The following is a 26,014-nucleotide window of genomic DNA, read 5'->3' as shown; positions in this document are numbered from 1 at the left end:
AATACGATTTTTATGATTTCAAGGAGAAAAATCACTATAAAAAGGGGTATTTTAAGACTAAATACGGTATTTGTTATTAATATATACCTAAAAATCGGGATTGATGATATTTTGATATAAATATAATTTTGCGGCAGTTTAATTTATACCATAAACAAAATGAGTAGGATTAAAATAAAATCAATTTTAACCATATTGTTATCAATATTTTGTGTAAACATAAATGCGCAGGTTATCAAGGGAAAAGTAATTGATAGTACCACCAATCAGCCTTTGGGCTATGCCGCTGTGGAACTCCGTTCTTCTGGAGACAATACCTATATAATGGGAGGATCGACCAATGAAAAAGGGGAGTTTGAATTTCGTTTGGAAAAGAAATATCCCAAAATCCTTGTTACGGTCTCTTTCTTGGGATTTAAGACAGTGCAGCAAACATATACTCCCGTTGCTACGGGTGACAATTTCCTCAAAATCGAGATGCAGGAGGACTTCCAAGTGCTGAACGAAGTGGTGGTAAAAGGGTTAAGCCCGGCGGAAAAAGTGCAACGACTGGCCTATAACGTATCGCTGGTGGAAACCGCCAAGCTGAAAAGCACCACGATGGACCTCTCCAATGTCATCGACAAGATCAGCGGGGTGAAGATACGCTCCACGGGAGGTGTGGGTTCCGAAGTCAATGTCACCCTGAACGGTTTTTCCGGCCGCCACGTCAAGATCTTCATCGACGGAGTGCCGATGGACGGCATGAGTTCGGCTTTCAGTCTGAGCAACATTCCGGCAGGGCTGGCCAAGCGCGTGGAGGTATATAAAGGCGTAGTGCCCATCGAATTGGGCGGCGATGCGCTCGGCGGAGCCATCAATATCGTGACCGACAACAGCCGCCGCACGCGCGTCAACGCTTCTTATTCATACGGTTCGTTCAACACGCACAAGAGCAATGTCTATGCGGAACATACCACGAAGAACGGTTTCTACGTCTCTCTGAACGCCTACCAGAACTATTCGGACAACGACTATAAGGTGCACATCGACAGCTACACGAAAGGAGACGGAAGCGGTCAGGTGGTGGAAGGGGATTTCACCGTGCGCCGTTTCCATGCCATGTACCACAACGAGGCTGCCATTCTGAAAGTCGGCGTTGTCGATAAGTCGTGGGCAGACCGCCTGCTTTTCGGTTTCACCGGAGGCTATGAGTACAAGCAGACGCAGAACGGTTCTACGATGGATTGGGTGTACGGCGCACGCTACACCACGGCAAACACCTTGATGCCGCAGCTGACGTATGAAAAGAAATTCAATGTGCTGAAGGGGCTGCATGTGTCGTTGAACGGCAACTACAATCTCGGTGAATCCTACTCCGCAGATACGGCCACCTGTAAATACAACTGGCTGGGCGAAAGCTATCCGACAGGCGTGCAGGGTGAACTGTCGTACATGAAATACCGCTACCGGGATCACAACGGGGCGGCCAACTTCCGCATGGCGCTCTTTCCTGCCGACGGACAATCCGTGTCATTGAGCAGCACGCTCACCACCTTCTCCCGTTCCGGCAAGGACGAGACGGCATACAAGCCCACCTACGAGCACCCGTCGCAGAGCATGAAGTTGGTGACAGGACTGAGCTACAAGTACGACTACAAAGGCAAGTGGAACACCTCCGCCTTCGTGAAGCACTACCTGAACCACTTGGAGGCTTACCTCGACCCGAATGGCGGAATCGACTATCAGGATTTCAGCAACACCACTTCCTATTGGGGAGGCGGTTTGGCCAGTACCTATTTCTGGGGACAGCACACGCAGTTGAGACTGTCGTATGAATATGCCCTTCGCCTGCCTACCAGCCGCGAACTCTTCGGTTCGGGCGACGACATCGAGCGGGGCAACTCCGACCTGAAACCGGAATCGAGCAACAATATCAATGTCAGCGTCACGACCACCCCCATAGACATGAACGGCCACCGGCTGACCGTGGATGCGGCTTTCCAGTATCGCGAGATTAACGACTATATCCGCCGCACGACCAACAACGACAGCGGGCGTGCCAGTTCGCAGAACGACGGCCGCGTGCGCAACTTGGGTACAGACTGGGGTATCCGCTACACGTGGAAGGATATTTTCTTCATTGGTGGCAATTTCAGCTACATCGACATGCGGAGCCTGACCAAATACGTGACGGGCACACAGCAGGAGAGCAAGAACTACAAAGAACGCATACCTGCCATTCCCTACATGTATGGCAACGGGGAAGCCGGGCTGACCTTGCGCAACGTGTTCATGAAAGGAGCTACGCTGGACATACATTATATGATGAACTATATTCAGAAGTTCAGCTACGAGTGGAATGTGTACCAGAACGAGGAATACGACATTCCCACCCAATTCTCGCACGACCTCTTTGTCAGCTACAATTTCGGGAAAAAATCGGAGTTCACCGTGTCGGCCGAATGTACCAACATCTTCGACGCCCGCCTGTACGACAACTTCAAGATGCAGAAGCCGGGACGTGCGTTTGCCGTCAAGTTTGGTTATAGCTTTATGAAATAAGAACCATTATATAAAAATTAAAACAATAGAAAAAATGAAAGACAGTTTCAAATTATTCAGTATGGCGCTGTGCGCATGTGCATTTGCAGCCTGTAGTGACGATAACGGAGATGGCGGAGACGGAGGTCTGGGAGACAAATCTGCCATACAGTATGTGGTAATGAGCGGTACGGCGGACGGGACGGCCAACTATCTGCAGTTGACCAGCGACCCCACCAAAGGCACGATTGACCCGACTAACAAGAATGGCCGCATGTCCTTCGATGCGAGCAATCCGGACTTTGTGAATTACAACAACGAAATACTGATTGGCATGAATTATCCTTCGAAGGGAGGTACAGCCGGTCCTTCGCAGGCTTGGAAGCTTGTTGACGGCCAACTTGTCGAACACGGAAGCCGCCTGCAATTGGATGGTGACGTGAAGGCACGCTGCTTCTTCAATGATTACCTGCTCGGCCTGTCCGACCAAGCCACAGACAACGACCACACCTCGCGCGTGAAATTTATTAAAGTCTCTGATTTCTCCAGCGTAACCACGAATGGAGTGCTTGACTGTGATGACAGCTCCAAAGAACCGGCCAGCCAAATGACCAGCCAATATGGCAATGAAGCATGGGGCGTGGGCGACATGGCCCAGTACGGCGACTACGTGCTGCTGGCCTATACCACCAAGCACACGGTACAAGATAACAACTACCAACGCGCAAAGGCTTCCTATGGTACTGATTTGGACAAGAACTTCTACTTGGGCGTTTACAAGTTCGACCCGACAGATGCGGACAAGGAATATTTGAAGTTCCAGAACATGATTATCCGCAAGAGCGAAGACCATGTGGGTCAAGAAGCCGGACAAATCAAAGGCAATTCCCGGTCTCGTACAGAAACCGGAATTGAAGTGGTAGGCGACAACATCTACCTGTTTTGCCAAGGCGGCAAGAACTTCAGATCGGGTAACATGGAAGTACCTTCTGCCGTGCTGCGCATCAGCGGCAGCAACATTCAGAGCGGCAAGCCCGTGGCTATCGACAACGATTACTACGTGAACCTGAATGACAAGACAGGCAACCGCTACTTGTGGAGATGCTACTACTTGGGCGACAACAAATTCTGCCTGCAGCTCTTCACCAATCCCGGACAGGAAGGATACAACGAGGGTACCCACCTGACGTTCGGTATCTTCGATGTAGAGACAACGGATTACACGCCTGTGACCGGTATGCCGGCAGCCACCGATGTCGTGGATATCGCGTTGGCTTGTGCTACCGACACGTCCAACGGTACGGTAACTTTCGAAGTGCAGACCACCGCAGGCGCAAACCTGTACACCATCAACCGGAACGGACAAGCCACAAAAGGCACGACAGTCGAGGCTGAAACGATCAAGGGTGTAAGCCTGCTGTATCAAAAATAGGCCGTTCTATGAATAAGGTATTTCGGAAAATACATTTATGGCTGTCTGTCCCCGTCGGGTTGATAATCACGGTTATCTGCCTCACGGGGGCAGCCCTCGTTTTTGAGCGGGACATAACGGAAAGCCTCAATCCGGAAATCTATAAAGTCACGTACACAGAAGGGGACACCCCGCTGCCGCCGTCCGAACTGGTCGCCTCTATCCGTCGGCAGGTTCCCGATTCGTTGAAACTGCTCTCCCTGCAACTGCCGGGCGAACGGGATGCCGCCTGTATGGCCACGTTCAAAGGTACGGGAAAGCGTTCGCTGAGCGTGAACCCATACACCGGCGAGGTGAACGGGTGGACCAAGAGTTACCCGTTCTTCCAGACCATGCGCCAAATGCACCGCTGGCTGATGGACCCGCCTCCGGTCAAGGGAGTGAAGACGGTAGGCAAGGTGGTTGTGGGCGTTACTACGATTATCATGATGGTCATTCTGGTCAGCGGGCTTGTCATCTGGTGGCCCCGTACCCGCAAGGCGTTGAAAAACCGCCTGAGCGTGTCGTGCAACAAGGGCTGGTGGCGTTTTTGGTACGACAGCCACGTCTCTTTGGGCTTTTACGCCACCTTGCTGTTGCTGGTCATGGGGCTGACGGGACTTCCCCAGACGTTCCAGTGGTATCGCACGCTGGCCTACGGCCTGTTCGGGGTATCGACCGCCCGTCCCGCCATGCCTGCCCGGCCGGAGCAGGGAAAACAGGAAAAGAAGGAGGCGGAACCGTTCGACTACGCCCTGTGGGACGACGTGGCCTCTGAGCTTCAAGCCAGCTACACGTCGTATGCGTCCATTTCGCTGACGGCAGGAAAAGCACAGGTCAACAGGCCGGGGGGAATGCGGGCCGCCGACACGGCCACGTTCGACACGAAGACCGGAGAAATAAAAGAACTTACGGTCTATGAAGACGTTCCCCGTGCGCAGAAGATGAAGTGGTGGTTTTATGCCTTCCACACCGGTTCGTGGGGCGGAATGACGACAAAGGTGCTCTACTTTCTGGCGGCCTTCATCGGCGGAATCCTGCCTCTGAGCGGGTATTACTTGTGGCTGAAAAAGAAAAGACACCCTTCAAGGAAAAAAGAGTTTTGAGTTTAGAGCGAAAGATGTGAAAAAACGGAAAAGAGGGCGACTAAATCTTAGTCGTCCTCTTTTTGTTCGTACTCCTGATGGAGATATCTTTCAAATATTCAGTTCGCAGAGAGATATTTTTACTTCTTGGTTGCATTGAGGTTTTCCATATTTGAAAGGCAAATCAATTCGTTAATAAAGGCATAGTCCCGGATATTCCCTTTCAGTTCGGGGTGTTGTTCACGCCACATCTTGGCGGTCATGCCGAACATCGCCACATTCAGCATATCGGCTTCATCGGCATAGATAATACTGGCTTGTTTGGCTGTCACCTCTGCAGGGATAAGGTTCTGTTTTATGGCGTCGGTATGTATGCGGTAATTGATTTTCGACAGTTCCCGTTTGGCAGACCAGCCTAATTGGGTTTGTTCCTGTTCTTTCAGACGTTGGAACTCTTTCAACAGATAGAGTTTGAATTGGGGAGAAACACAAGAGGCAAATTCAAACGCAATGTCCTTATGGGCATTAACGTCCGACTTTTGCAATAAGCCCTCTCGAATTGGTCTTTTCAGTCCATTGCTTCACTGAAAGAATAAACCGGTTCAGTCCGGCTTCATTTTTAATTCCCTCGAATTCGGGGGAATTAAAATCCGGATTGTACATTTCTTCCCATATTCCAAGGAACTCTATCGTATTTTTGTTGCGTAACCATTTTTCGATAAGAGCCAGTCCATTTTCTATGTTACGCACCATATCCGTTAATGATATATAATCCTTATCATCGTGGTTGATGATAGTTATCTCTGTGTTCTGAACTTTAATTTTTGCCATTCTGTTGATGTTTCTTGGGGTTTCAGTCGCAAAGATAGTTACAATCCGTTGAATTATATCCTTTTGGAAGAGCTTTTTACGACTGGAAAGTTCATGTTTGTATAGACACATCGCCGAGACGAATCCCGGTAAAGCCGCTACTTCCGGCGATGTCTGCCTTTCCCTTATTTCAAGCATGTAAAATCACCACAAATAGGTATTGTCCAGTCGATTCAAACCCCGTACTTTTGCAAAAGTATAAACGGAAACATCGTTCATTATTTATGCAGGTGCTCAAAGAAGACATACGCGGCCGCATATTGGCAGTCGCCGAACAGCAGTTCGGGCAGAAGGGGTATTCCAAAACCTCCATGCGCGAGATTGCCGGGGCCGTCGGTGTCGGTGTGGGGAACATATACAATTATTTCCGGAGCAAGGACGAACTGTTTCATGAGGTGGTCTATCCCGTCCTGTACGCTATGGAGGCCATGTTGCAGGAACATCACGGAATACGGGGCGAAGATATTATGATGATGCGGTCGGAAAAATACCTGAAATCCTGCATTGACGAATATGTTTCGCTTATAGACAAACACCGTTCGCTAATGGAAATGCTGTTGTTCCGTGCGCAAGGTTCTTCATTGGAACGCTTCCGTGAGAATTATACCGACCGTTCCACGGAATTGGTTAAGGCGTGGTTCGCGTCCATGCAGCGGAAACATCCCGAAATCAATACGGCTGTGTCCGATTTTATCATTCATTTGCATACGGTATGGATGTTCACGATGTTCGAGGAGCTATTGATGCATTCCGTACCCCGGCAAGAGATGGAGGCTATTTTGCACGATTATATCCTGTTTGAAATCCAAGGTTGGAGGGCTATTATCAAGATATGAGATACAGACAACGTACATACGAACATTCAACCGCATCAGAACGGTTGGTAAGGAGGAAATCTTCACGGAGGTTTCCTCCTTTTTTTATGAACAATTCTGAATATCGTTCACTATTAAACACTCCAAAAATATGAGACAGAAATACGAGTTTAAGAGTATTGTAGCGGAAACATTGCTTATTCCGCTATACATGAGAGCCAAAGAAAGTCGCCGGAATAATCCCATTCTATATGACAAGGCTGCGGAATGGCTGGCGGACAGTTTGGAATACGATTATTCCCAGTTCGACGGGGCAAAGTTGAGCGAAGTGGGATGCGTGGTGCGCGGTTGGTATTTTGACCGTGCAGTAAAACGTTTCATCGACACGCATCCCCGTCCGGTAGTCGTAAATGTGGGATGTGGACTGGATACCCGTTTCCAGCGTATCGGAAGTCAGAAAGCAGTCTTTTATGATTTAGATTTGCCTGAGGTCATTGCTCTACGCCGGGAATTGATACCCGAACAGCCGGACAATGTCTATATTGAAGCGTCTTTGTTGGAGACCGACTGGATGGATGACCTGCGCCGGAAGCACCCCGAAGCAGAATTTATCTTCATCGTGGAGGGGGTACTGATGTACTTCTACGAGAAGCAAGTAAAATCCTTCCTGCATCACGTGGCAAACCGTTTCGGGGGAGGTGAATTGTGGTTTGACGTGTGCGGCACGATAATGAGCCGACATGGTGTGAAGCCCGATTCGCTCCGCAAACACGAGGCTCAAATCCGTTCCGGCATAAGCAACGGGTATGTAGTGGAACAATGGGAACCGTCTTTAAAGCTCATTGAACAGGCTAACTATATGAAGTTCTTCCGTTCACGCTGGGGATTCTTCTTCGGGCAGATATTGGGGCGCATCCCTTGGCTCTGCTACAAATTCAGTTCATTGCTCGGATATAAAATCACATCAAAATAGCGTAATAACAATGGAAAAGTCAAAAAAGAAAAAAGGTCTGTCCCGTCTGTTCGAGATAGCGGGACAAAGGAAAGGCCTGCTTATATTGGCAGGTCTGCTGTCGGCTGGCAGCGCGGTGTGTATGCTTGTGCCTTATTGGGCAGTTTATGAAATTTTGAAAGAGTTGCTGTCGAATGGCTCCAATCTTTCCGCTTTGGACGGAACGGACATGATGCGTTGGGGATGGATTGCATTTGGAGGGCTTGTTGGCGGATTGATATTGCTCTATGCCGCCCTGATGTCCTCACATGTGGCTGCATTCCGTATCTTGTATGGGTTGCGTGTCCGTCTGTCTGAACATATCGGCAAACTGCCTTTGGGATATTTGAACAATACCTCTACGGGAGCCATCAAGAAAACAATGGACCAGAATATCGAGAAAATAGAGGGCTTCATCGCCCATACCATTCCGGATTTGGTCAATGTAATGGCAACGGTAGTGGTAATGCTGGTCATCCTTTTCTCGCTGGATGTGTGGCTGACAGTCGTGTGCCTGGCCGTTGTGGTGCTTAGCTTATTCCTGCAATTTTCCAATTTCATGGGAAAAAGGGCAAGGGAGTTCATGGGTATCTACTACGATGCACAGGAAAAAATGAGCGCATCAGCTGTGCAGTATGTACGGGGAATGCCCGTCGTCAAGATATTCGGGCAAAGCGTCCGTTCGTTCCGTCAGTTCAATGCCGAGATTCAGGCATACAAGACATTCGCCTTGAAATGCTGTGACACCTACCAGAACGGGATGATTGCCTTTACCGTCTTGCTCAATTCGATGGTAACGTTTATTCTTCCTATGGGCATCTTGCTGATGCAAGCCAGTCCGCAATCCTTGTCATTGGCGGTAGTATGGCTGTTCTTCATTATCATGGGACCGGGTATGGCTTCCCCCGTTTATAAACTGACATTCTTGGGAGGCAACACGCGCGACATCGATGAAGGTGTAAACCGTATCGACCGCATACTTGAAAAGAAACCTGTGCCGGAGCCGGTACATCCGCAAGTGCCTGCCGCTTACGATGTGGAATTTCGCCATGTGTCATTCTCCTACGAGAACACAGAACAGGGAACACGGACGGAAGCCCTGCGTGATGTCAGCTTCATTGCACCACAAGGAAAGATAACCGCCCTTGTCGGTCCGTCAGGAAGCGGCAAATCAACGGTTGCCAACCTGACACCCCGGTTCTGGGATGTGGAGCAAGGGAAAATATGTATAGGCGGTGCAGATATACGCCAAATACCTACCGCAAAACTGATGGATATGGTTTCATTCGTCTTTCAAGACACTTTCCTTTTTTACGACACTCTTTATGAGAACATCGCCGTAGGCTCTCCTGATGCCACGAAAGAAAAGGTGATAGCCGCTGCGAAAGCTGCCCAATGCCACGATTTCATAGAGCGTTTGCCGCAAGGCTACGAAACAAGGATAGGCGATAAAGGTGTATTCCTGTCCGGAGGTGAAGCCCAACGGATATGTGTGGCTCGTGCCATATTGAAGAATGCTCCGATACTGGTGTTGGACGAAGCGACTGCTTTCGCTGACCCTGAAAACGAGCATAAAATGCAGATGGCTTTGCAGTCGCTGATAAAGGACAAGACGGTCATTGTGATTGCCCATCGCCTTTCTTCCATTATTTCTGCGCATCAGATTGTCGTCATGAAAGAAGGAAGCATTGTGCAATGCGGAAGGCATGAACAATTGTCTGTGACGGAGGGTGTATATAAAAACATGTGGGATGCCTATACGAGCGCATACCATTGGACGTTGAACAAAAACTAAAAGCAATATGAGAAAGAAGAATTTCTTAAACAAGGTCTTGCAAAACACAAGTTGTCCGCAAGGATTTTGGGGACGGATGATTTTGCGAGGAATGAATTGTTTTCATGCATCTTTAGCTAATCGTGGCATGAAGCAAGTGGAATGGCAGCCGAATTGGAATGTTCTTGATATAGGCTGTGGCGGTGGTGCGAATTTGAAACGTTTATTGAATTTATGTCCAAAAGGAAATATCTACGGCATAGACCTGTCAGAAGAAAGTGTTTCATTCGCCCAAAAGTACAACGAAAAAGACTTGAATAAAAGATGTTTCATACAACAAGGGAATGTTTGTTCATTACCTTATGTGAATTAGTCAAGACTTAATCTGACAGTTACGCATAAAAAGAGTAGATTTGTAACATAAAAGCAGATTAAGTTATGACCACATCAGAAAAAGTCATCAAGAACAAACTGGGACTGCTTGAGCTGTCCCAACAGTTGGGAAACGTGTCACGAGCCTGCAAGATTATGGGATACAGCCGTGACAGTTTTTATCGTTTCAAGGAACTGTACGAGCAGGGCGGAGAACTGGCCCTGCAGGAGATTTCCCGTAAAAAGCCGGTGATAAAGAACCGCGTGGAGGAGCGCATAGAGCAGGCTGTAGTGCAGATGGCCATAGCCAACCCGGCTTTGGGACAAGTACGCGTATCCAACGAGCTGCGCAAGAAAGGCATACTCGTATCTCCCGGAGGAGTGCGCTCCATCTGGCTCAGGCATGACATGGAGACCTTCCAGAAACGCCTGAAGGCACTTTCGACCAAGGTGGAGCAGGAAGGCATCGTGCTTGACGAGAACCAGGTGGCCGCGCTGGAAAAAGCCAAGGCGGAGAAACAGGCACACGGGGAAATAGAGACTTATTATCCAGGCTTCCTTGTGGCGCAGGACACCTATTATGTAGGGTATATCAAAGGCGTGGGGCACATTTACCAGCAGACGGTCATCGACACCTATTCCAAAATCGGATTCGCCAAACTTTACGACAGGAAGAACGCGCTCGTGGCGGCGGACATGCTCAATGACAGGGTGGTTCCGTTCTTCGAGCAGCATGACCTGAAACTGATGAGGATGCTCACGGACAGGGGAACCGAATACTGCGGAAACAGGGAAACACATGAATACGAACTGTATCTGGCCATCGAGGACATAGACCATTCCAAGATCAAGGCCAAGAGCCCGCAGACAAACGGCATCTGTGAACGCTTCAACAGGACTGTCCAGAACGAATTCTACGCCATCGCTTTCAGGAAGAAGATATACACCTCGATAGAACAACTGCAGGCAGACCTTGACACTTGGATGAACTCCTATAACACGCAAAGGACGCACTCCGGGAAATACTGTTTCGGGAAAACACCCATGCAGACTTTCCTCGAAGGAATGGAGGTGGCAAGGAGATATCAATTGCAGGATGCAGGGAAAATACAACCTGATGAGCAGGTTATTGGCTCACCAGGTTGTGAGAGTGAGAATAGTTGCGTATCTTCGCAGATGGCATCGGACACTTTTTTTGCCCGATAGTATAGAAAATGTCAGAACAAGTCTTGACTATTACACCTTATGAGGATGGATTCTTTAATGCTATCACGGCTTTTGAAACGGTCTATTTTTGGTCGCCTGTAAACATAGCGTTGTCTGAAGTGGCGCGTGTTCTCCGAGAAGGAGGTTGTTTCCTTATTAGTCTGGAAGCGAGCGACCCCGAACTTGGAAAAATGTGGACGGAACGGATAGACGGTATGGTTGTCTATACTCCGGCAGAATTGGAAGAGCGGTTGCATGAAGCCGGATTTTCATCCATCAGAACAATCCGTAAAAAGGAAGAAATACATATTATAGCATATAAATAAAATAAGATATGAATGCAATAAAGAATATTACAATAGGTCACACGGAAAGACTTTACAAGCCGGTGGGTTACACCATGCTTGCCAACTTAGTCAATATCGTGCCGTTCTGTCTTTCCATAGAAGCGATACGTATCATTTTCAGTGCATTTGACGGGAGCGGACAGCCGCTTGACACGACCCGCCTGTGGTGGATATTCGGCATTATGGCTGTTTATATGCTGGTCATGGCTTTGGCAGAACGGGCATCCTACCGAGCCAATTTTAGAGGAGCATACGAAATGAGTGCTTCCGGGCGTTTGTCGCTGGCGGAGCACTTGCGGAAACTATCGTTGGGCTTTTTGTCGAAACGTGATCCGGGTGATTTGTCGTCTATGCTTGTTACGGACTTCATGATGGCAGAAACCGGAATTTCGCACCACCTGCCCCAACTTATGGGTGCCATAGTCATGCCCGTACTGGCTTTTGCTTCGCTTGTATGGATAGATTGGAGGATGGCGGTCAGTATGTTTGCCGCCTTGCCGCTTGCCTTGCTCGTTCTGTGGGCAAGCACAAAGGCACAGCGGAAGTTAAGCGGCAGGCAAATTCAAGCAAAAATAAATGCTGGAAATCGGTTGGAAGAATACTTACAGGGTATTCGTGTAATGAAAGCGTACAATCTGATAGGTGACCGCTTTGTTAGGTTGCGCGATGCTTTTGCGGAACTTCGCCGTGCTTGCATCCGTCAGGAGGCCTTGTTAGGCCCATTCGTCTTGTTGAGCATCACTTTAGTACGTGCCGGGCTGACAATGATGGTGCTATGTGGAACTTACCTTCTGTTGGGAGGGCAACTTTCAATCCTTGTATTCGTGCTATTCCTTGTAGTCGGTTCTCGTGTGTTCGACCCGCTGACTTCCGCACTGACAAACTTTACCGAGTTCCGCTATTTTTCCATTGCCGGTGGACGCATCCTTTCCTTGATGAACGAGCCGGAGATGAAAGGAGAACGGCAATCCCCGGCAGCAGGCGATATCCGGTTTGAACACGTATCGTTTGCCTATCAAGACAAGGAAGTGTTGCATGATATAAACATTACGCTCCCGAAAAACTCCTTGACGGCTCTTGTCGGACCTTCGGGAAGCGGGAAAAGCACGGTGATGAAACTTTGCGCCCGTTTCTACGACCCGCAACAGGGACGCATTTTCTTTGGTGGTGTACCGATGGACGAGATAGCTCCCGAAAGTCTGATGAGCCACATTTCTATGGTGTTCCAGGATGTCTATCTGTTTCAAGACACCATACGCAACAACATCCGTTTCGGCAAGACGAATGCGACGGACGAGGAAATCATTGCCGCCGCCAAGAAAGCCTGTTGCCACGACTTCATCATGCACTTGCCGCAAGGCTACGACACGATGGTTGGCGAAGGAGGCTGTACATTGTCCGGAGGCGAGAAACAACGCATATCCATTGCCCGTGCCATGCTGAAAGACGCACAAGTCATCCTGCTGGATGAAGCTACCGCCTCGCTCGACCCTGAAAACGAAGTGGAGGTACAACGAGCCATCGACTCGTTGATTAAAGGACGTACCGTCATTGCCATTGCCCACAGGCTCAAAACAATCAAGGATGCCGACCGGATAATCGTTTTGGATAACGGACGGATAGAGGAAGAAGGCACACACGATGGGCTTGTCAAAAAGGACGGACTTTATGCTCATTTGTGGAATATACAGGAAAGTATTTCCGGGTGGAAACTGTAATTGTAAAATGGACTGAAAATGGAATTAATGTTTTAATACTTCCTTTTCAGTCCATCTTATATGTGAATGATTTACTCCTTTAATTGACATAATAGGAATTTTTCCAAACTTGTTTTATCTGGCAACTGAAGCATGTAAGTAGAAACAAACAGTTGGTTACTCATTCCGGCTATGGCAAACACTACCTGTTTATATGAAATAATAGATACATTGTTGACATATTGCGATAGATTTTCTAATTAACAAGATTCTGGTAAAAAATCGTATAGGTAATTAGTTGGAACCATATATTGCCAAGTTGTTACTATTCTGTTATTCAATTAGGTATTTGCCGTATTATATATCTGATAATAAAATATATTAAGTCACATACCTATCTTGAAGGGAAAAGAAAAGGTGGAAACTGGTCTACGACCATACCTTGCCTTTCCATTTTCCCTCATCTTGCTCCGACAACATCTTGTGGAATGCCATTTTGTACCTATCCATTCCTTTGTTGCACCTTGAGTGGACAGCATTCGTCCGGTAATTTAACAGCGAATAGATTTGGTGCTATTTTGTTATCTACAACTCTCAAAAATGCATTTATATTATTGATAACTAATGATATATAATTACTAACTGATATAATAGCCTAATACCCCGTCAGCCGTTCGTCGGCGGGAGGAATGCCACACAATCTGCAAGCAGGGGCGATCTCGTTGTCCAATGCCGGACTGATTATTTAGTGGCAAACAGGTTGGTATGGTTAGACATAGTATTGCCATCGAAATTTCTCCAGCGACACGCACAGCAGTCAAGCGACAAGAGGGAGAAAGAAGATGTAAAACGAAACAATTATATCCGAATCAAACAACCTATCCCCGCAGCCTATTCAGAGATATTTTTCATTGGCGGGAGGTCAATCCTATCGACGACTTGTCCCTTTTATACAGGATGCCCAAAGCCCGTATTTGACTCAAACTTTCACCACCGATTTTCTTTCAGTTGTTTATCTGGAAACGGTTTACTTTAGTTTTTCTCCCTTATATATAGATACTAAAGTAAACTAAAATATATATGACCGCTTCGGTACAAAGAACAATCCATGTTTCAGTCGAACAACCCGTTCACCAGATTGACTGCATCGTCCTTTTTCTGATTGATGATTTTGGCGTATACCTGTGTCATCTTCACGTCGGCATGACCGAGCAACTTCGAGGTTGTATAGAGGTCAGCGCCAAGCGTCAGCATCATCGTCGCAAACGTGTGACGGGCGGTATGAAATGAGAAACGTTTGTCTATGCCGGCCGCTTTCGCCCATGGTTTGAGCAGCAGGTTTATCATCGTTGGACTCGGTAAGTCGAAGACGTGGTCTTCCGCCATCTTGTCTCCTCGCTCCGGCATCCACTTTAACGCTTCTGGTGAAAGCGGCAAATAAATCGGCTCTTTGGTTTTCTGCATGGACACAGCAAGGCGATATTGACCTCTATCCACAAAAACATCTTTCCATCTCAAACCGATAATGTCGCTTATTCGCAATCCACAGAAGCAAGAGAACAAATAAGCCTGTTTTACGGCCTTATTCTTCATCGGAGTAGCAATCAGTGCCCGGACCTCTTCAATGGTCATATACGAGCGTTTGCTCTCCGGCAAGCGTATCTTATCCGAGTTGTTGATCTTCGTAAACGGGTTGGACTTGATAATATCCGCACGAACGGCGGCATTCAAAGCTCCGTTCAGAATACGGTAATAAGTGTGAAGCGTAAAGTTTGACACCCGTTTTCCTTTGGGGCGATACTCCGTCTGCAGATAGTCGATATACTCTTGGCAGAATGCCTTGTCAATCTGATCCATTGTCATGCGTTCACCCGCATAATCCTTCAGTATGCGGATAGTTACCATTATTTGGTTCCCGTCCTTTTTACCACGCTTCGCCTGATTCTCTTTGTAGGTCTTCATCCAGTCTAAAAGAAAAACCTTTTCCCTGTGTTCGATTCCGGCCTCGCCATTGGTAAGTTGGATTATGCGCTTCGATTTGATGGCATTGGCGGCATTCATGGTCGCCTGATTCTGCAGACGGGCATTGTTGTCCGTTTCCGGAATGAGGTACAACTTAAGATATTCGTATGTTCGTTTGCCGAAACGGTATATATCAAGATACAGACTTTGGCTTCCATCTGCCAGCTTCTTTGTCCGAAGGCGGACAGGCTCTTTTACTTTTGTAGGCTTCTTTATTCGTGGCATATCAATCCCTTCATAATTTTGTTTCTGTTGCAAAGATATGATAAAGGTCGATATTGAGAAACAAACGAGGAACAAAATTGTACCGAAAAAGAACCAATCAACTGAAAAGAATGAAAACAACTGAAACCATCAAACGCCCTGCAAAGTATTGTAAATAAGCTATTTTATTTGCACTTGTTTGGCTTTTGTTTTCATTTTATGGCTTTGCTTTATAAATCTGGTAAATTCAAATAATGCAACTACCCCATCATTCTCCATAATGTAACATGTTGCCCCCTAGTTTCATTCTTTAATCTATTGAGGACCGCAAATTTCTTTACTATTACTCAACCTGCAATAGTCTTACTCTCAAGGTATCCAAAAACAAAAAACTTAGTCATATTAGATCTTTTAATAAGCACATTCTTTGTCGAAAATTCTGTCATAAATAAGCGCTATCAAATCTCGCTAATTAATGCAATAAAATCCTCTTTTGAAGAAATCTTCTCTTTGAGTTTGACGAGTCCATAAATCATTAAGATTCTTACATATCGATAAGGTGTAGTACAATTTGGATATATTCCTTTTATAACAGTGGCAATCTTGCCATCAGGATCAATTCCACCAGTACTATAATTTGAACCATTATTATTATAAATATCCGACTGCACCTTACCTGTAAGGATAGACTCAATATCTATTTCATTACGACAATATTTTAAGGCATAGGCCATCCCAAATTTTGCAGCATCCTGATTATCATCGAAGAAATACTTTTCTGCAAAATCATTAGCAATTTCTGTGGCTATAGAAGAAAGCCTAAATTGTACTAAATCTTCCATGTTATTCTTTCCAGTTACAATCCAAATAAATTTGGATCAAAGTTTTTGGTTAGATTTGTTTTTATTTCATTAACAACATATTGCGTTTCTTGAAGATCTTCCCGGCCAAAGGTCAAGGCACAAGTGACTCCGCCGGCCTCTGATCGAGCCGGTGCGGAGACACTTCGTGCTTAACACCTTTGGCCCTTTCGAAAGCCGAGATTTCAGAACCCGTAAAAAACCTTCGGTAAACAGACTTTCCACAGCGGTCAGCACGCTGCCGCATGTTCCTGTATTAGTTTACAAAGGCCAGAGGAGCAAACTATTTTAAGCGGACGTTAACGCCGCAAACATCATGTAGTATTCTCTCTGGGAAAATCCGTTTACCGGAAGGGTTTCTCTATGACATGACACTATTGACATAATCAGTCTGGTGCTTGAGTACGAAGTATAATCTGTTGACCAGTTTGCGAGCGACCTTTACGATGGCCTTGCTCTTTGGCATTCGCTTGCACTGTTCAGTAAAAAACAGGTTCATCGCAGGGTCTTGACGTACCGCCACCCATGCGGCCTCTATCAGGTTACAGCGCATGACGGCGTTTCTTCGCACGGTAATGTCTCCTGTCCCATCTTTCTCTCCACTGGAATGGCACATCGGGATCATCCCGATATAGGCGGCCAGTTGTTCGGCATTGCGGAAACGGGCAATGTCGCATATCTCCGAAAGAAATGCCATTCCCGTAGCCTGTCCGAACCCCGGAACGGTCATAATCAACCGCAGCGGTTCGCGAAACCGGTCCGTCTTGGCCAATGTCCGCAAAGCCCGTGTCATCTCCAACTTCTGGCGGCGTAGCTCCTCCAGATGCCGGATTTGAATGTCGAGGGCCTGACGCCCGCTCGGTGTGAGGGTTTCAACCTCCTTCAACCAGGCAATAAAACGTTTTGACCAGTTGGAGAACGGTTCGAGGAACTCTTGTGGAATCCCAATGCCCAGATACCGCAATTGGGACTTGATCCGGTTCTTCTGACGCGTCGTGTCTTTTGTTATCGAGTTCTTCAATCTTATCAAGGAACGCATCTCCAACGATGCGCTGTCCGGCGTGTAAATGCCTTTCAGTTCGTTGGCTCGTAAACTCCGCGCCAGCTTGCTGCTATCCACGGCGTCACTCTTACGAAGCTTTTCACTGCTCTTGGTCGGAACATCCCCCGGATTGACCACGATGTTGTCAATCCCTAATGCCGTCAGCCGTTCGTGTATCCAGAACCCGCAGAAGCCGGCTTCGTATACCGAATGATATTCGGCTCCCGGATAACTCCGCGCCAGAAATCCGTGCAATGCTTCCGGACTCGGATGCTGACTAAACTTCTTCAGCACGGAGGTCTCCGACAAGACCGTAACCGACCAACTCTTCAAATGGACATCGATCCCTATATAAATCTTTTGTCCTCTGAAACTAATTTCGTTTCTTTGTCCTCTCATGGCTATCGCTATTTTAGTTAGTTAAGGTTTGGCTGCTTTAATCTAACCAAAATCTCGATAGCTTTTTTCTTCTATCCGCTATCGGTGCGGTCTACTCGGATCGTAAACATAGGAACTATTTCTGTTTCAAATTCAGATTTTTGCTTAAGATAGATATCTTTCAAGTATTTCCCTGACAACAGATCTTTGGCATCACTCTGACTAACCTCAGTCGGATATGCAAGCACGATAATCTGTTCTCCAAGGACAGGTAGCGATCTCAATGTATTATTTCTATGCCTCGGATCAATTCTCTGGAATGTAGAATCCATAACAATAGGTCCTGAAATGGGGGCATTCTTATGCAATGCTCCTACAAGGGAAAGGGCTACAACCTGCTCATATCCAGCCGAACGATTGGGAACAATCCGACCATTGCTTGTCACAATCTCAAGCCCATAGTTATCATTTATTTTTAACCCTTTATAGGCTGGCATGTGAGATATCTTTGTAAATATATCTTCAGCATCAGCCTGCACTCGATCTTTCAAATCCTCTCTAAACTTCGATACGGCCTTTTCAAATATTTCTTGAACAGCCTTGCAAAACGCAAGATCTTCAGAAGCCTTTTTGCCATCAGCATTTGATTGTTTTAAAATCTTAGCATTTAATTTTTCAATCGAAGCCTGATTTTCTGAGATCGCCTCCTCTTGCTTAGTTATACCCTCCTCCAATAAGGTCAATTCTTGGAGTTTTTTCTTATACATTGGTTGTAGTCCCAAAATTTCTGTATCTGTAGATGAGTTATGGAACCCCGCTTTTTTCTTCTTAATCTCAGCTAAATCAACCTCATCCAAACTTATCGTAGACTGTTTAGAATAAATATTATTTAATAAATTTATGAGGGACTCTTTATCAACATTCTTTTTGAAGCCACTAAATCTATCTATAATTTGCCTGGCATACATTATTTCCTCCGAATTCTTTGATTCGTCCGACTTCTTTAAAATTGCCAATTTTTCACGCAAACTAGATATATCTTCAATGGTTAGATTATTATTACATACCGGACACGATGAGACTTCTCCTTTAACAATTTTATCTAATATTGCAACAATGACCTCTTTTGTCTTAATATCCCCAATACGGGATAACAAAGAATTTAATTCTTCATTTTTCGTGTCAATAATCTCTTGGATTACCTTATCAAAAATAACACTCCAGGCAAATTTCATTTTTGCCTTAAGGTCTTTTACCTCATTCTCTAAAAGAAGACGATTTGTCTCAATCTGAGATTTTTTTTCTCTTTCTTGGGCAAGTAATTCTGCGTACCTCTGATTTGCAGCAAAAGCATCCTCGATCTCAGAGATCTCACTTTGAAGTTTCATCCTTTGTTCTTTCATCTCTTTTAGAGATTTCTTAAGTTCCTCATCATGCAACAAAAACCCAGACAACGCAGATGAATCATTTTTTGTTCTCTCGTTTGCGGCTGAAACTTTAGTGTATATCTGTTGGTATATCGTAGTTATACTCAGAAGGTTTTTATTTGCCCCTTCAAGAATGGGAAGGCCCAAAATATTTTCGATAGAAGTCTTGATAACATCACTACTTGATGATGAATCTTCAAGAAGATTCTCATACTGTCTTAATAATTCGCCGTCGAACAAATAAAAACGAGATATTTTTTCTGGCAAGACTGTGTTAAGAAAGTGTTCAGCTTCATCTTGACTCATCATAGACCCAAAATGTTTTAGATATAACTTATGCTCATAATCCGAATCATTTTTCCCAGAAGTGCCAGGCAGTCTTTTAAGCATACGGGTAAGTTCATAATCTTCATTATCATATGTCATAAAAAGCTTAACACTCATATTCTTCTGAGCCTCTACTGCATCAATATTTACGAATTTTGCCAATTGGCACTCCTCGTAATTTCTATTGTATACGATTCCCCATAAGGCAAAACGAATACAATTAAGTAGCGACGTCTTTCCCACGCCATTCTCGCCCCAGACAAATGTAACACCATCACCGGCAGGGAACTCCAAAATCTGGTTATTTTGGTATGGGCCAAAGTTGTCGATGATAAGTTTATTAATTCGTAACATTATGACTTTGATTTAATGGCATTATCTATAACTATTCGAATAGCATTTTGTGATTTAGAACTATCATCCATATTCTCAATCTGAGCATTAAGAACCGCCTCAATAAATTGAGCGGGAATATCCGGATGTTTACTCGACCGGATTTCTTCTAAGATATCTCTGATCTTATTTAATTCGTCACTCATTTTCATGGTCGATATTATTAGTTAATAATGTGTCATCTATGTTATGTTTTAATGCAATAATTCTTAATTGAGTAATACAAGACGGATCTTTTGACCACATTCCAAATTGTATACATCTAGCCAACTCTGTCACAACCATATCATTCCGTCTAATTTCATCGACTTTATCTGAAAAGTCTGGGACAACAACAGCATCATACAACCAAGAATAATACTTACCTGCATATTTCCGCAAAATTCGACCTCTTCGCTGAATGAACTCTCTCGGATTCTGTGACGAGGCCAAGATTATAGCATGTGTAGTAGCGGGAATATCAACACCTTCATCCAAACATTTTATAGAAACAATAACTCCACCACAATCATTAAAGTAACTCAATGTTGCATTTCTATCCCCTGGCATATCTGCATAGTATTCGTATGCATCTACATTTGGGATTGTTGATATTTCTTTTAATACATCATGTAATTGATCCTTGTCTTCACAATATATAATCCACCTCTGCCCACTACTATATTCTTCCTCGATTATTTGCTTTGCCAATGCAACTTTTCCTCTGGCTTTCTTGATAATACGACATCTTTTTAACAAAAGAAATTGCATATATTGATCATTGGAAAAAGAATATGATGCGTCATGGGCACACCTTGCATATCGTATACCTATTTCCTCTGTAAGTTCATTCCATGTTTGCTGCTCAAATGAGGTCAATTGCACAACTTTAGGCCGATAATAATATGGGGTTAACACCTGATCGTCAATGGCATTTTTTAAAGTATATGGAGGTTCTATTATTTTCCCAAAATACTCTATAATGGCTTGAGTACCTTCAGGATCACCATATCTACGCGGAGTCGCAGAAAGCCCCAAACGGTAACCGGCATCTATTACGAAAAAATTTCGTCTATTCAAGCTGCCCATTCTATGAACCTCATCAGCTACAACAAATAAATGCCCTCCTTGTTTTATTCGTTGTATAAATCTAGGCATAACAGCCGTATCCATTGTTGATATGACAACCGTATTGTTTTTATCGCTTTTTTGCGTGGCGGCCTCTAACACGCCTTCTTTATCCCATGCATTATGACCATCTCCACATAAAATAATTCGAAGATTGATGTCCGACAAAGCAAGCCTTATTTCTTTATCCCACTGCGATAATAAATCAGTTGAAGGAACTAAAACAATGATACTCTTATGTTCTTCTAGCGCTTTCCTTATTGCACAAATTGCAGTATATGTCTTACCGCTACCCGTAGCATGTTCAAAAATTCCACGATGTTCTTGTTTTACCCATTTTTCTAAAGCATCAATTTGATGCTTTCTTGGCAACCTTTCGAATGATTTATCAGCAGACCAATACCGCGCCAAATCAACCTTAACCTTAATCTCCTCGACTAATGTTTCCCAATGTACTTTGGCAATTTTGTCTTTAAACCGGATCTTAATATCCTCAGGCAATGGAGTTATCTCAATCTTTGGAGCTTTATTATTCCAAAGCATTTCAAAATAATCTTGAGTATCTCCGACTCTTTCTCTGTCATTGCTTTCTTGCCAATTAGTAAACACATCTATGGATTCAAAATTTCCATCATCTGAAAGTCCTTTAAATGTTTCATTTAATGAACCTCTAAACATTATAGCATTATCACCTTGATAGAATATGCCGGCTTTATCATGGAAAAGCCTTTTAATATCCCCCTCACCTTCTCCATACGCAATTTTTATTTCAATTACATTCGTAGCAATGAGGCATGCAAGCACTTGACTTGGTTTTTCCAACTCGCTACTAGCAAAAAGAGAGTCTATTTCCTCTACTAACGCACGATGCAAAATTTCATCTTTTTTTGCTAACTCTCCTGTTTTAATCGCTTTAATATCTTCGTCAGATAAGCATGGAGAACAAATAATTCGCATTTTTCCTCCATTATGGACGAAATCCTTAAGAGCATTCCATGCAATTATATAAATTGTACTACCAAAATAACCTGATAGACGATCATATGAGGTGGCTGCAGACATACAGGGGATGTAAAACTCCTCTGCAATATTATCATTTACCTTGTTATATGTCCTTTTTAAAACAAGGTCCTCATATTTGATCTTTTTGTTCATTCTCCAATTAATCTTGCTTTAATAGCCTTAGATAAATACTCTGCCCGTGCAGCATACAACACCTCTCCATTTGTTTTAACTCCCCTAGCAACTTTCTCTTGCATAGCACGTAGGATTAAATCATCTTTACACTGGACATTAGCATTATAAGAGAAGTTTTTATGCTTTTCCGCATCATACAAGACAAACACGTCATAATCTTCAACATATGAGACTAACAGAGCATATGCAGAAGAATCAAAATTACCTCTTTGTCCTTTTTCTTGATTGGGAACATTCAAATTAAACTTATACTCATGAATACTCCTTCCTCCAGGTGGGTTCGTTGCAGGGAATGCATAAATAAGCAATTCGATTGGGATTGGGCTCGAAAGCTTAAGTTTTAAAGGCCTTTCGTTAAGGGCACTATGTTCCACAACTGCACCCCCAAGAGATTGAACAAACTTCCGCTGAATAGACTCCCTTTGTTTGGATATTTTGCTTACCATAGCCAATTCCTCCGATAAGATATCTAATGAATGACTCGAATATTCAACATACTCCTTGCTGATGTCGTATCCGGCAAAACGTCGTCCAAGCCTCAAACACTCATACCCAGTAGTCCCGGATCCAAGCCATGGATCAACAACCAAATCTCCTTCTTTCGTACATGCTTTAATATATTTAGCAGGAAGGTATCCTGGTTGCACAGCCTGATGTTCTGATTGTTTAGATGACACACTTCCCTTTATAACATTAAGAGGAAGTGCTCCTTTGGGATTCGGTTTTATATGTTTGGCTTTCCTCACATAAGAAAGTCCATTCGCACGAGGTTTAAACTCATTATGAGCATACGCCTTTAATGTCTCAGCATCATATTCTCTCCGAATATCATCAATATTTATCTTCCATTGTGGGCTAACAGAAAACCATAGATTCTGTTCATAGGCATCTTGACAAGCGACACGGAGTCCTGTAGGGACAGGATTATCTTTAATCCATATTTCAATGTCCACACAATAGAGATGCCATCTTTCCTCTAATTCAATCGCTAATTTTTCGACAATCAGAGATCGAGTACTATTTATTCCTTTGCGAGGTTTCTCTCTATTAGCCTTAACATTAATAACCAAAAAGCCATCGTCACGAAGCTTTGCACATGCGGCATCGATAAAAGGCGATATTTTATCGATATACTCCGCAGTAGACCAATTACCATAATTACGATCCGCATTGGGGTATGGAGGCGACCCATAAACCAATTTGATAGACTTATCGGGGAGAGACAAAATTCCTTTTGCCCCATCAACACATTCAACAATATAATCTTTGTTATTCCTTTTCATCCCCCTCACGCTCAATTCTTAATGTTGCGAGTTCGCAATAATCATTATTAGCATCTATTCCAATCCAACGTCTATGATGGAGTTTCGCAACTAAACATGTTGTTCCCGAACCAGAGAAAGGATCAAGAACGATATCGCCTTCATTGGTCCCTGCCAAAATAAAGAATTCCGCTAGCTTTTCTGGGAATCTTGCCGGGTGGCTCACTCCTCTTTCTTTGCAAAGTTTAAAGAATAAATCATTACTATTCGTATTGCCAATAGAAATCACACTTCCAGGATCAGATCCCCCGTTATTTTTCCATTTTATTCCACAATTAAAATTATGGGTACTGGGGCGAGTATTCTCAGTTCTACCCCCTTTCCCTTTACCGTCGAGGAACTTCTGCATATCCTTGCTATAAGGTTTCCGAATCGGCTCCATATTGAAAGTCCACTTCTCTGATTTACTAAACCAAAAACAATATTCATGAGATTTTTTTGTTCTTCCATATTTCCCCGTAGAATAAATATTAGGCGGAGTTGCCGGATTATACCAAATATAATCGCGTACTAAATGAAAATGGAGTTCTTTGCAAAGGTATACGACCAATTCAAAAACATATATTTGCTGGACGCCATTTACTACCTTGTCACTAATATTCAAAACAAAACTTCCATCGTTCTTTAAAACACGATAGATCTCTTTTGCCATTGGTTTAAACCAATCAAGATATTCTGCAGGAGACGAAGAAGTATTTTCAATAGCGTAATTTCTTTTATCAGCGTATGGTGGAGATGTTAGAATAAAATCAATACTATCATCATCAAGATTTTTTAATACCTCTTCGCATCTTCCATTTATTATCCTATTTTGAATCTCTTCCGGCTTCATATTTATATCAATCAATTTATGATTGCAACTCATTTATATTAGTAGCGTTATTTAACTGATAAGAATTAACGGCACCTTGCACAATTACTATATCTTACAAAGATAAGAAATTCACATATAAGAATCCAGTTTATTATTGTGTTTCTCAAAAATTAACACACATATCAAGCAATGTCAAAACTAATATTTGTGATAAATTATCCAAATAATCGCCATCAAACTCACACCCTTCCCAAAAACGTGGCATACCCCTATACGCCCTCGCATAGAGATAAGCCAAGTTGCTAATTACCACAGCCCTGCCAAATGATGGGTTTCACGCGCTCCTCCGGCTGCCATTCAGTAAGCGAGACAATCGCATGATATTGCTCCCGAGTCAGGGGCGAATCGCCATCGTCCGAGCATTCGTATTCCCACGGCAGTTCGTAGACGGTGCCCTCCTCCTGATAGCCCATATAGTTGTGAAAGGAACTGGGAATCAGCCGTACCCAATCCTCCTCCCGCAGGATTCGCAGGAGTCTCTCTGCATCGAATATCAACAGCGGCGCTCCGGCCTTATACAAGGCGGTAGCTACTTCAATAGCCAGTCCGGCATTAGCCGAATAGCTATTAGAGACAACAATCATCCAGCCCTGCTGGTGCTTGTTTAAGGCAAAGATATTCAGACGAGAAAGTCCCAGTTCACCGTAGTGATCCGTTGCAAACCGTATGAAATCCGCCGGACTGTCAATGTCGTACAGGGTCTCCACATACACGAACTTCATCCGCTTGTAGTAGGCTACATCCCGCAGCTCTTCTGGGACATCCTGCGGATCTTCATAAACACGTTCGCTGGCGCCCCGTTTCCGGTAGTAAGCCTCATACGCCTCGTTGGCAATGCGGAAATAGGTGCAATACAGCCGGATAGTCATGGTCTCCAAGGGTGGCACAGAACGCCCGTGGACCGAATCTTCCAAAGCCTTGATGGCCGTTTCCTTATCTTCCACCTCAATTTTAGAATTCGGTACTATACGGTTAAACTCCTTCTGTGCGATCCGTCCCGTACGCTGCTGGTACGGCAGGTTGTGCGCCACATAGTCATTGAATCTGTCGGGATCCGCAACAACAACATCAATCAGCCGCTGCAGATAGTCGAAGAGACGTGTGAGAATATCTCTGCACCACGCATCATCAGGGGCCCCATCAGCACAAGCAGGACAGTTCGTGATGATGAACATGGTACGTTTCCGGTCCGTAACACGAAGCGACCGGGAATCCCCGTATCGGGTCGAGGCGACATGGAACCACCGCGTCTCCATCGGGTTGAACGCAAGCCAGTCCGCAAGGAACGCCTCCCGGCTGTCATATTCCCCCGAAGCAATCAACTCCTCGGCATCGCCCCACTCTTCCGGCGCAGGCCGCGGCACCTCGATATAGAATCCCCGGTACTCATCGTCGCCCATCACGGCCAGCCGTTCGAATTGGCGCTGAATACCAACCAACCGTTCCAGCATATCGCCGCCAACGACAATCTCCCAATGTTGCCTTTCGCCCAACACATCCAAGTGATAGGTATTCAGGCCAACCTCCTTCGCCAAATCGGCAAAGAACTTTCTACCTATGCTCATTCTTTCGTTCATCTCTGTATGTTCATTAAATCTTAGTAAACTTTCCCGGATCAAACCCATTCGCAAGGTGTTCGTTCTCCAAGACATACCACACCTTATTTAAGTGCAGATAGCTCATGTATTGTATCTTCATTTACCATTCTCCTTTTCTTGATTGAAGCATCCA

At 44.8% G+C, this 26,014-nt stretch carries 18 protein-coding genes and 2 pseudogenes; 10 read left to right on the top strand and 10 right to left on the bottom strand.

Features of this window, described 5'->3' with window-relative positions; genetic code table 11:
• The first annotated feature begins 159 nt into the window (after positions 1 to 159).
• From ABGT65_RS07880 to ABGT65_RS07870, 3 genes are read left to right on the top strand one after another with little or no spacing between them, the layout of a single operon-like run.
• Positions 160 to 2,544 (top strand): TonB-dependent receptor, encoded by a 2,385-nt coding sequence (locus tag ABGT65_RS07880; protein ID WP_346701125.1) that lies wholly within the window; start codon positions 160 to 162, stop codon positions 2,542 to 2,544.
• Positions 2,545 to 2,578: 34 nt separating this feature from the next.
• A complete protein-coding gene (locus tag ABGT65_RS07875; RefSeq protein ID WP_346701123.1) occupies positions 2,579 to 3,955 on the top strand; it encodes a DUF4374 domain-containing protein in 1,377 nt (458 codons plus the stop codon).
• 8 nt (positions 3,956 to 3,963) lie between these two features.
• Positions 3,964 to 5,079, top strand: a complete 1,116-nt coding sequence (locus ABGT65_RS07870; protein ID WP_346701121.1) for a PepSY-associated TM helix domain-containing protein — start codon at positions 3,964 to 3,966, stop codon at positions 5,077 to 5,079.
• A 131-nt stretch (positions 5,080 to 5,210) separates the two neighbouring features.
• Here ABGT65_RS07870 and ABGT65_RS07865 read toward each other — a convergent pair.
• Positions 5,211 to 5,889 (bottom strand): annotated as a pseudogene (locus ABGT65_RS07865) (KilA-N domain-containing protein); the annotation flags it as partial.
• 263 nt (positions 5,890 to 6,152) lie between these two features.
• On the opposite strand from ABGT65_RS07865, the gene ABGT65_RS07860 reads away from it, so the two are divergent.
• The 7 genes and pseudogenes from ABGT65_RS07860 (at position 6,153) to ABGT65_RS07830 (ending at position 13,151) form a co-directional block, all read left to right on the top strand.
• Positions 6,153 to 6,764 (top strand): helix-turn-helix domain-containing protein, encoded by a 612-nt coding sequence (locus ABGT65_RS07860; protein WP_346701119.1) that lies wholly within the window; start codon positions 6,153 to 6,155, stop codon positions 6,762 to 6,764.
• Positions 6,765 to 6,894: 130 nt separating this feature from the next.
• The gene (locus ABGT65_RS07855; protein ID WP_346701118.1) at positions 6,895 to 7,716 is read left to right on the top strand and encodes a class I SAM-dependent methyltransferase; all 822 of its coding nucleotides are present in this window, start codon (positions 6,895 to 6,897) and stop codon (positions 7,714 to 7,716) included.
• 10 nt (positions 7,717 to 7,726) lie between these two features.
• Positions 7,727 to 9,529: an ABC transporter ATP-binding protein gene (locus ABGT65_RS07850; protein WP_346701117.1), complete on the top strand. Its 1,803-nt coding sequence runs from the start codon at positions 7,727 to 7,729 to the stop codon at positions 9,527 to 9,529.
• Between the two features lie 7 nt (positions 9,530 to 9,536).
• Positions 9,537 to 9,872: pseudogene (locus ABGT65_RS07845) on the top strand (class I SAM-dependent methyltransferase); the annotation flags it as partial.
• Positions 9,873 to 9,946: 74 nt separating this feature from the next.
• Positions 9,947 to 11,086, top strand: coding sequence for an IS481 family transposase (locus ABGT65_RS07840; RefSeq protein ID WP_346699178.1), 1,140 nt, complete (start codon positions 9,947 to 9,949; stop codon positions 11,084 to 11,086).
• Between the two features lie 8 nt (positions 11,087 to 11,094).
• Positions 11,095 to 11,412 (top strand): methyltransferase domain-containing protein, encoded by a 318-nt coding sequence (locus ABGT65_RS07835; protein WP_346701116.1) that lies wholly within the window; start codon positions 11,095 to 11,097, stop codon positions 11,410 to 11,412.
• Between the two features lie 8 nt (positions 11,413 to 11,420).
• Positions 11,421 to 13,151 carry an ABC transporter ATP-binding protein gene (locus ABGT65_RS07830; RefSeq protein ID WP_141427655.1) on the top strand — a complete coding sequence of 577 codons (1,731 nt, stop codon included), beginning with the start codon at positions 11,421 to 11,423 and terminating at the stop codon, positions 13,149 to 13,151.
• Between the two features lie 1,092 nt (positions 13,152 to 14,243).
• Here ABGT65_RS07830 and ABGT65_RS07825 read toward each other — a convergent pair.
• The 9 genes from ABGT65_RS07825 to ABGT65_RS07785 form a co-directional block, all read right to left on the bottom strand.
• Positions 14,244 to 15,377 carry a site-specific integrase gene (locus tag ABGT65_RS07825; RefSeq protein WP_346701114.1) on the bottom strand — a complete coding sequence of 378 codons (1,134 nt, stop codon included), beginning with the start codon at positions 15,375 to 15,377 and terminating at the stop codon, positions 14,244 to 14,246.
• Between the two features lie 437 nt (positions 15,378 to 15,814).
• Positions 15,815 to 16,198, bottom strand: a complete 384-nt coding sequence (locus ABGT65_RS07820) for a hypothetical protein (protein WP_346701112.1) — start codon at positions 16,196 to 16,198, stop codon at positions 15,815 to 15,817.
• A gap of 379 nt (positions 16,199 to 16,577) precedes the next feature.
• Positions 16,578 to 17,657, bottom strand: a complete 1,080-nt coding sequence (locus tag ABGT65_RS07815; protein WP_087309029.1) for an IS110 family transposase — start codon at positions 17,655 to 17,657, stop codon at positions 16,578 to 16,580.
• Positions 17,658 to 17,728: 71 nt separating this feature from the next.
• The gene (locus tag ABGT65_RS07810; protein ID WP_346701110.1) at positions 17,729 to 19,744 is read right to left on the bottom strand and encodes an AAA family ATPase; all 2,016 of its coding nucleotides are present in this window, start codon (positions 19,742 to 19,744) and stop codon (positions 17,729 to 17,731) included.
• The gene (locus tag ABGT65_RS07805; RefSeq protein ID WP_346701108.1) at positions 19,744 to 19,935 is read right to left on the bottom strand and encodes a hypothetical protein; all 192 of its coding nucleotides are present in this window, start codon (positions 19,933 to 19,935) and stop codon (positions 19,744 to 19,746) included. Before ABGT65_RS07805 ends, ABGT65_RS07810 begins: the two co-directional genes overlap by 1 nt.
• The gene (locus ABGT65_RS07800; RefSeq protein WP_346701106.1) at positions 19,922 to 22,045 is read right to left on the bottom strand and encodes a DEAD/DEAH box helicase family protein; all 2,124 of its coding nucleotides are present in this window, start codon (positions 22,043 to 22,045) and stop codon (positions 19,922 to 19,924) included. The genes ABGT65_RS07805 and ABGT65_RS07800 overlap by 14 nt, the downstream gene beginning before the upstream one ends.
• Positions 22,042 to 23,370 (bottom strand): site-specific DNA-methyltransferase, encoded by a 1,329-nt coding sequence (locus ABGT65_RS07795; RefSeq protein WP_346701105.1) that lies wholly within the window; start codon positions 23,368 to 23,370, stop codon positions 22,042 to 22,044. The genes ABGT65_RS07800 and ABGT65_RS07795 overlap by 4 nt, the downstream gene beginning before the upstream one ends.
• On the bottom strand, positions 23,357 to 24,241 hold the full coding sequence (locus ABGT65_RS07790; RefSeq protein WP_346701104.1) for a site-specific DNA-methyltransferase: 885 nt from the start codon (positions 24,239 to 24,241) through the stop codon (positions 23,357 to 23,359). The genes ABGT65_RS07795 and ABGT65_RS07790 overlap by 14 nt, the downstream gene beginning before the upstream one ends.
• Positions 24,242 to 24,525: 284 nt before the next feature.
• A complete protein-coding gene (locus tag ABGT65_RS07785) occupies positions 24,526 to 25,860 on the bottom strand; it encodes a hypothetical protein (protein WP_346701103.1) in 1,335 nt (444 codons plus the stop codon).
• Between the last annotated feature and the right edge of the window lie 154 nt (positions 25,861 to 26,014).

The sequence above is a fragment of the uncultured Alistipes sp. genome, assembly GCF_963931675.1.
Classification (GTDB): domain Bacteria; phylum Bacteroidota; class Bacteroidia; order Bacteroidales; family Rikenellaceae; genus Alistipes.
This window is presented reverse-complemented; position numbering and strand designations above follow the sequence as displayed.